Raw genomic sequence first — 6,779 nt, 5'->3', positions numbered from 1 at the left:
CGACCAAGCGCGACCGCACCGGACATCAGCTTTGATCGATATACCTCCCTCGCGGCGGCTGATCGTCGCACCCGGGATCGTGACGCCGACCGTGCCGCGGCCGTCGGTGCCGGTGATCAGGTTGGGCAGATCGCCCTCATGCGGCCCCTGCGGGTTCATCGACCCGTGCTTCATCGACGTCGGGTTCCAATGGCCCCCCGCGGTCGTGAAGTCGGGCGCGTCGCAGCGACCGGTCGTGTGGATATGGACGCCGTGCGTGCCCGGCGGCAGCGCCTTGGCGTCGACGGTGAAGCGCAGTCCGCCGGCAACGTCGGTCGCGGTCGCGCGGCCGACATCGACCCCGGCGGCGTTCATCAGCATCGCGCGTGCGCTCTGCCCGCCTGCGATCGGCGTCCCGGTCTCGAGCCCTTTCTGATCGCAGGCCGCCAGCGTGAGCGCTGCTGCACCGACCAGCGCAAATGTTGCAATCCGCATGTCCGTCTCTCCCTATTGATCCGACGCGAACCCGCCAAAGTCGCCGGCGGTTCCGGCGTCGGGTTCGAGCGGCCAGCGCAGCAGTGGTTCGTACCAGGCACCGTCGCGGCCGAGGTGGCTCTGGTACAGCGTCAGATGGGTCATCGCAAACGGCGCGCTGGCGAGCCCGGCATGGCGGGCGATCCAGCCGTCGATCTCCGGCGACGTGCCGAGCGACCGCGGCAGCCGCGCGAGCGTGACGTGCGGCAGATAGGCGCGGCGATCGGGTGGCAGCCCGGCGCGGACCACCGCCTGATCAACCTTGCGGTGCAGCGCGGTGAGCGCGGCGTGCGGGGTGACGCCCGCCCAGAGCGTGTCGGTACGCCCGCGGCTCGCGAACTGACCGACCGCATGCAACGCCACCGTTGGCGCCGCCGGCGTCAGCGACAGGCGGAGCCGGTCGATCTCGGTCACGATGTCGTCGGCCAGACGCGGATCGACCTCGCCGAGGAAGCGCGTCGTGACGTGGAGCTGCTCGTCATCCTGCCAGCGCGCACCGCCGATCCCGTCCATCAGGTCGAACAGCATCTCGCGGATGGGGAGGGGCGGGCGGAGCGCGAGAAACAGGCGTAGCATCGGCGGGATTGATAGCGCCGATCACCCCGAATTGGGAACGTCTCCGCTTGAAAATCGTCCTCCCAGCACCGATGTTGCACGCAAGCGGCATGTGGCCGGATAGAGGAGTTGTAATTTCAATGGCTAATTGGTCTGATCCCCGGCCTCGTGCCGCGCCGTTCGGAGCGACGGCCACCACCACCGGTTCGGCAGCATATGACGCGGGTCTCCGCTCGTACATGCTGTCGGTCTATAACTATATGGGCTCGGGCGTGCTGCTGACCGGCATCGTCGCGCTTCTGTTCGCCTGGGGCGGTGCATCGTCTCCTGCCGCACAGGTGTTCATGGGCGGCGGTCCGCTGAAGTACGTCATCATGTTCGCGCCGCTCGCGATCGTGTTCGGCATGAGCTTCGGCCAGAACCGGATGAGCACCGCGACGCTGCAGATGCTGTTCTGGGGCTTTGCGATCCTGATGGGTCTGTCGCTGTCGACGATCTTCCTGGTCTATAGCGGCACGTCGATCGCCAGCGCGTTCTTCGCGACCGCCGCCGGCTTCGCAGGGCTGAGTCTGTACGGTTACACCACGAAGCGTGATCTGTCGGCGTTCGGGACGTTCCTGATCATCGGCGTGGTCGGTCTGCTGGTGGCGAGCATCATCAACATCTTCCTCCAGTCGGGTGTCATGCAGCTGGTCATCAGCGGCGTCGGCGTGCTGCTGTTCGCGGGTCTGACGGCCTATGACACGCAGCGTACCAAGAGCCTGTACATGCAGGTCGCGGGTACGGACATGGTCGGCAAGGTCGTGATCATGTCGGCACTGAGCCTGTATCTCGACTTCATCAACATGTTCATGTTCGTGCTTCGCCTGTTCGGCAGCAGCCGCAACTAAGCGCTTCGCACCTTCTCTGAGTGACGGTCCGGCGGGAAACTGCCGGGCCGTTTTTGCATCCTGGCCAGGATTTAAGACCACAATGCGTCTCTCGATCGACGTTCATCTGGATTATGGAATTGCCGGCGACGCCGACGTGTTGCTGCAGATCGAGGCGGCGGCGATGCCCGACCAGCGGATCGAGGAGCAGTCGCTGACGATCTGGTCGGACAGCCCGATCCGCGCGGTCCCGGGCGAGGACGGCATCGGCCAGCGCTGCTGGGCGCGGGGGCATGGCCGGCTGACCGCGGCGTACCGCGCGGTGGTGAAGGTCGAGCGGCCGGTCGTCGCGCTCGGCGCCTATGGCACCACGCCGCCCCGGCTGCTGCCCGGTGACGTCACCGCCTATCTGATGCCAAGCCGCTATTGCCAGTCGGACCGGTTCGAGGGGTTCGTCGCGCGCGAGTTTCCCGGGCTCGACGGCGGCGCGCTGGCGGCGGCGCTGAGTGCCTGGGTCGGCAATGCGCTCGATTACCGGATGGGATCGAGTTCGGGCGAGACGACCGCGCTCGACACCTTCGCGTCGCGGTCGGGCGTGTGCCGCGACTATGCGCATCTGCTGGTCGCGCTCGCACGCGCGGGGGGGATCCCGGCGCGCTGCGTCTCGGCCTATGCGCCGGGGGTCGATCCGCCCGACTTCCACGCGGTCGCCGAGCTCTGGCTCGATGGCGCGTGGCGGCTGGTCGATCCGACGGGGATGGCGTCGTGCGGCGATATCGCGCGTGTCTGCATCGGGCGCGACGCCACCGACATCGCGTTCATGACGGTGTTCGGGCAGGCGACGCTGTGGACGCAGACTGTCCGGGTCCGCGCGCTCGACGACGAAACTGCGTGACCGGTCCGCGACGCGAGTCGCTCGTCGCAGCGGCAGGAACACCGGGCGTGCTGAACCGTTTGCGTCCGTAACGATTTTCACAGGAGTCTCGACATGAACGATATCGACAAACGCGCGCTCGACAGCCTGTCGGTTGCACCGGATGGGCAGGATGGCGATGCTGCCAACGGCCGGACCGACGGCCGCGACCCGCGCCAGGAGGCCGGTCAGGACAAGTCGATCGGCAAGCGGCTGCAGAAGAACCCGTTGAGCAACGATGCGCGTCTCGACAATGCGCTCGACGAGTCGATGGATGCGAGCGATCCGCCCGCATCGACCCAGCCGGTGCACAATCAGGGGCCGGCGCCGTCGTCCGGCTATGATGCGGAAGCAGAACGAAAGCTGGCCGAAAAGAACGGCTGATCTATCGCGGGGTGTGCTCGCGCCTGGCCGATGCCGGGCGCGGGCGGCGCTCCACCGTTCCAAGTTCGATTGTTGCGTAAATACCGCCCCTGGCGAAAAGTTTGATGCCTGGCCTCGACTGGTCGCATTGCGTGTTGCAGCGCAACAGATTTCATGGTCGCTTATACACCGTGACGTGACGATGCGTTAGGGACCGTCCTCTGCCCCAAATGCATGGGAACGCCTGTTACTTGCAGCAAGGCGGGGTGACGATATGGCTTCACGGATGAAACCGGCAAAGGGCATCACGACGCTCGCCGAAATGAAGGAATTCGCCGGCTTTTCCAGCGCGACGCAGCGATATATCCGGCGCTCGCTCGATGTCGGTCTCGACCGCGAGGATGCGATGACGCGCTGGTCGCGCGACGTGGTCGAGGAAGCGAGCATCCGCGCACAGGCGCGGCTCTATGTTGGTCTTGACGATCTTCGCGAACTTCTGCCCGAGGATGCGGGGCTCGGCGGGGCGGACCGGTTTCTGGGAAAACTGGTGACGCTGGCCGCTTTCGATCTGGGGCAGGGGCGGCTGACGAGCTTTTCCGCCTTCCGGTTCCTGTACGAGCGGCTTGCCGGCGCGGATGTGCGACCCTGGTTGCCGTCCGCCTTCTGCGCGGCGGCGGCGTTGCCGCATCTCCATCCCGAACTCCGCCGCAAGCTGCTCCAGTCGATCAGCGAAGCCGCGGCGACCGCGTCGGGCTGGTCGAGCCGGGAACCCGTCTTCTTCCCCTATTGGGTGGAGAAGGTCGACAGCGGGACGTCGCTCGCCACCTGACGGCTCAGCGGCAGGCGCGCCAGCCCATCGCGCCGCGATCCGCCTGATCGAGATGGAAGTGGTCCGCATGCGCGGTGTTGTAATCGGGCGAGAGCGTCGTCGCGAAAAGCTGGCAGGCGCCGTCGCGGACCTCGCGGAGGAAGGCGGCCTTGGCGGTATCGCCTTGCCAGTCGCGGGCTACGGTAATCCGCGTGCCATTGCCTAACCGAAAGCCCGCAATGTCGACCGCGTCGGCGGTCGAGTGCTCGCTCCACGTGCCGGCGTCGCGGCCGTAGATGCGGCGACAGCTATAACTGCCGAAATGGTCGATGCTCGTGACCTTGGTGCCGAAATGCCGTTCGGCCGCGGGCTGGACGACATTCCATTCCCATATCGCGAGCGCCGCGGCGACGGGGCAGGCGACGCCAAGACCCGCGGGCGCGAAGTCGATCCGCCGTGCGCCGCCGGATGTGAACCGGACGCCGTCGCTATAGCCGCATTGGCCTTCACCGCTGCGAGGCGGCAGCGCGGTGTAGCGGACACCGGCACGCTCGAGCGCGGCCCGACAGGCGGGATAGGACTGGGTCAGCGCATTGAGCTTGCGCCCGGTCATCAGCCCGATCGGCTGGCCGAGATCGAGCGGGGTCCAGGGCAGGTCCTGCGGACGACCGCGCAGCGTCGACCAGAGTATCAAGCCGAGGCCCGCGATCACCGCCAGTGCGACGATCCAGCCCAGCGTCCGCCGCACCGCACGCATCAGCCGTGCGCCACACGCGTGACGGGCTCGCTGGTCACCGGATAGCCGAGATCGTCGGGGATGCAGAAATGGTCGATCCCGTCGCGCAGCTCGATCCACGGCGTCACGGTGCGGACCGGTCTGCGCCGCGCGTCGGCGACTGCTTCGTCGAAGCCGGCGAACAGCGCGAGGCGTTCGAGGTTGCGGCGGGTCGGGAAGATCACCTGTGCGCGGCCGGCATCGGCATGCGCGAGGATCTCGGCAGCGGTCGCCCAGAGCAGGCGGACATTCTCCGTCTCGTCGACGCGGGCGGGGGCGGCGTCGGCGGGCAGGCCCGCGAGATAGAAGCGTGTGTCGAAGATCCGGGTCAGATGATGCGCGGGTCGCCACCGCGCGAAATAGGTGAGCATGTGCGGATCACAGCGGAGCCCCAACTCGTCGAGCATCGGCCCCAGTTCCCCTCCGGCATGCAACGCCGCGCGCAGTGTCGCGAGCGTATCGGCGGACGGTGCGGGATGAAGACCGATGGCGAGCCCGACCTCCTCGATCGTCTCGCGGATTGCGGCGATGCGGGCGGCGACCTCTTCGATCATGACCGGATCAGCGGGCTGCGGGATGAGTTGCTCTGCGAGCGTGCGGTCGGCCGGGTCGACCCGGCCACCGGGGAAGACGAGTGCACCGCCGGCAAACGCCATCGATCCCGCGCGCTCGACCATCAGCAGTTCGGGGGCGAGCGACGGGCGATCGCGAAAGATCACCAACGTGGCAGCCGGAATGGCGGGGGAGATCGGTTCGGTCATCGATCTGTGTAACGCGCGAAACCCGGATCGGGCCAGACGGCAGTATAGCGTGATTCAGAGCGCGACCGGCAGAGCGCTCAGAATGGCTTTAACGGTCGGGGAGGGCGATCAGCCCTCCCCGTGGCGCATCAATCGTCGCTGCCGAGCGTACGCTTGGCGGCATCGAGCGCGGCCTTGCCGGTCTTGCGCGAAGTCTTGCCTGCGTCTTCCGCAGCGGCTTCGACCTTCGAACCAGCCTTGCGGCCGAGGCCGATCGACTTCGCCATCGCACGGCGTGCTTCCGAATAGGTCGCAGCGACCATCGGATAGTCGGCCTTCAGGTTGAAACGTTCGCGATACTGCTCCGGCGTCATGCCATGCGTCGTCAGGTGGCGACGCAGTGTCTTGTACTTCTTGCCGTCGATCATCGAGACGATGTGGTCAGGCGATGCAAGCGACTTGCGCGCCGTCACGGCGGGCTCATAGGTCGTCGCCTCGGCGGTATCGCCCGTCATCTCTGCGCCGGTCGTGAGCTTGGTCACGGCGGTGTGCATCGACAGGAGAAACGCAGGAACGTCTTCGGCAGCGGTGCGGGTGTTGGGGTTCGCCAGCCAGGCTGCCGTCAGTTCTGCCGCCAGTTCGACGGTATTGATGGTTTCGGTCACACGGGATCCTTGATTGTTGAAAAATTTTCCCCCTCCATTCGCGCGACTACGCGCTATTGGCAGAAAATGACACCCGCAAATATTATTAAAGCGCTCAATTGACCGGGAATTCTGTTCGCGACGTCGAATCCGGGCGCTGATCTTGCGATTTGCTGAGTTTATACGCGCGCCAGACCAACCCTATAGATCCTCACAAATACGCGCATTCGCGGTTGTAGCATGCGTGCGCTCGAAGCGGGTCCGACATCCGGCGCAGTCATCAGATCCGGCAGATCAGGTTGCGGATCGAGACGCCCGATCGGGACGTCGCGATTGGCGGACGCATCTTATCGCGCAGGGGCAGCCGGTCGGCGCGGCGTGATCTTGGTACCGAGCAGGACCAGCCCTTCGGGCCCGACACCGAAGCCGTGCGGAACGCCGGCGGGGATCAGCAGGACGTCGCCGGGGCGGAGCGCGCGGGTCGTGGCGCCCTCGATCCGCGCGCCGTCGGTGAGGCCGGGGTTGACGACATGCGGATCGACCAGGCGTCCACCCGAAAGCAACGTCCCCGATCCCGCGACGACGGTCGCATATTCATT

The 6,779-nt window shown here is 66.4% G+C and carries 9 protein-coding genes and 1 pseudogene; 4 read left to right on the top strand and 6 right to left on the bottom strand.

Annotated features, from left to right (window positions below):
- Positions 1 to 474, bottom strand: a 474-nt coding sequence (locus sphsw_RS11055) for a superoxide dismutase family protein (protein ID WP_031440670.1), incomplete at its 3' end; no start/stop codon positions are given.
- Positions 475 to 486: 12 nt separating this feature from the next.
- Positions 487 to 1,089 carry an RNA 2',3'-cyclic phosphodiesterase gene (thpR, locus tag sphsw_RS11050; protein ID WP_042467069.1) on the bottom strand — a complete coding sequence of 201 codons (603 nt, stop codon included), beginning with the start codon at positions 1,087 to 1,089 and terminating at the stop codon, positions 487 to 489.
- 119 nt (positions 1,090 to 1,208) lie between these two features.
- Here thpR and sphsw_RS11045 point away from each other — a divergent pair, with 119 nt between their 5' ends.
- The 4 genes from sphsw_RS11045 to sphsw_RS11030 all read left to right on the top strand — a co-directional run bounded on the left by sphsw_RS11045 (position 1,209) and on the right by sphsw_RS11030 (position 4,042).
- Positions 1,209 to 1,958: a Bax inhibitor-1/YccA family protein gene (locus tag sphsw_RS11045; RefSeq protein ID WP_031440668.1), complete on the top strand. Its 750-nt coding sequence runs from the start codon at positions 1,209 to 1,211 to the stop codon at positions 1,956 to 1,958.
- A gap of 82 nt (positions 1,959 to 2,040) precedes the next feature.
- Positions 2,041 to 2,832 carry a transglutaminase-like domain-containing protein gene (locus sphsw_RS11040; RefSeq protein ID WP_031393946.1) on the top strand — a complete coding sequence of 264 codons (792 nt, stop codon included), beginning with the start codon at positions 2,041 to 2,043 and terminating at the stop codon, positions 2,830 to 2,832.
- Positions 2,833 to 2,925: 93 nt separating this feature from the next.
- Positions 2,926 to 3,234, top strand: coding sequence for a hypothetical protein (locus sphsw_RS11035; RefSeq protein WP_031440667.1), 309 nt, complete (start codon positions 2,926 to 2,928; stop codon positions 3,232 to 3,234).
- Positions 3,235 to 3,499: 265 nt separating this feature from the next.
- A complete protein-coding gene (locus sphsw_RS11030; protein ID WP_031440666.1) occupies positions 3,500 to 4,042 on the top strand; it encodes a hypothetical protein in 543 nt (180 codons plus the stop codon).
- Positions 4,043 to 4,046: 4 nt separating this feature from the next.
- Here the strand turns inward: sphsw_RS11030 and sphsw_RS11025 are convergent, their stop codons facing one another.
- The 4 genes and pseudogenes from sphsw_RS11025 to sphsw_RS11010 form a co-directional block, all read right to left on the bottom strand.
- Positions 4,047 to 4,778, bottom strand: a complete 732-nt coding sequence (locus sphsw_RS11025) for an extensin-like domain-containing protein (RefSeq protein WP_031440665.1) — start codon at positions 4,776 to 4,778, stop codon at positions 4,047 to 4,049.
- Positions 4,778 to 5,557, bottom strand: coding sequence for an NUDIX hydrolase (locus tag sphsw_RS11020; protein WP_031440664.1), 780 nt, complete (start codon positions 5,555 to 5,557; stop codon positions 4,778 to 4,780). The genes sphsw_RS11025 and sphsw_RS11020 overlap by 1 nt, the downstream gene beginning before the upstream one ends.
- A 128-nt stretch (positions 5,558 to 5,685) precedes the next feature.
- Positions 5,686 to 6,201: a MucR family transcriptional regulator gene (locus sphsw_RS11015; RefSeq protein WP_031393951.1), complete on the bottom strand. Its 516-nt coding sequence runs from the start codon at positions 6,199 to 6,201 to the stop codon at positions 5,686 to 5,688.
- A gap of 326 nt (positions 6,202 to 6,527) precedes the next feature.
- Positions 6,528 to 6,779: pseudogene (locus sphsw_RS11010) on the bottom strand (cupin domain-containing protein); the annotation flags it as partial.

The sequence above is a fragment of the Sphingomonas sp. FUKUSWIS1 genome, assembly GCF_000733135.1.
GTDB classification, from domain to species: Bacteria; Pseudomonadota; Alphaproteobacteria; order Sphingomonadales; family Sphingomonadaceae; genus Sphingomonas; species Sphingomonas aerolata.
This window is presented reverse-complemented; position numbering and strand designations above follow the sequence as displayed.

Coding starts and splice junctions, on each gene's coding strand:
- thpR (WP_042467069.1), bottom strand. CDS start 1,089: ATGCTACGCCTGTTTCTCGCGCTCCGCCCGCCCCTCCCCATCCGCGAG.
- sphsw_RS11045 (WP_031440668.1), top strand. CDS start 1,209: ATGGCTAATTGGTCTGATCCCCGGCCTCGTGCCGCGCCGTTCGGAGCG.
- sphsw_RS11040 (WP_031393946.1), top strand. CDS start 2,041: ATGCGTCTCTCGATCGACGTTCATCTGGATTATGGAATTGCCGGCGAC.
- sphsw_RS11035 (WP_031440667.1), top strand. CDS start 2,926: ATGAACGATATCGACAAACGCGCGCTCGACAGCCTGTCGGTTGCACCG.
- sphsw_RS11030 (WP_031440666.1), top strand. CDS start 3,500: ATGAAACCGGCAAAGGGCATCACGACGCTCGCCGAAATGAAGGAATTC.
- sphsw_RS11025 (WP_031440665.1), bottom strand. CDS start 4,778: ATGCGTGCGGTGCGGCGGACGCTGGGCTGGATCGTCGCACTGGCGGTG.
- sphsw_RS11020 (WP_031440664.1), bottom strand. CDS start 5,557: ATGACCGAACCGATCTCCCCCGCCATTCCGGCTGCCACGTTGGTGATC.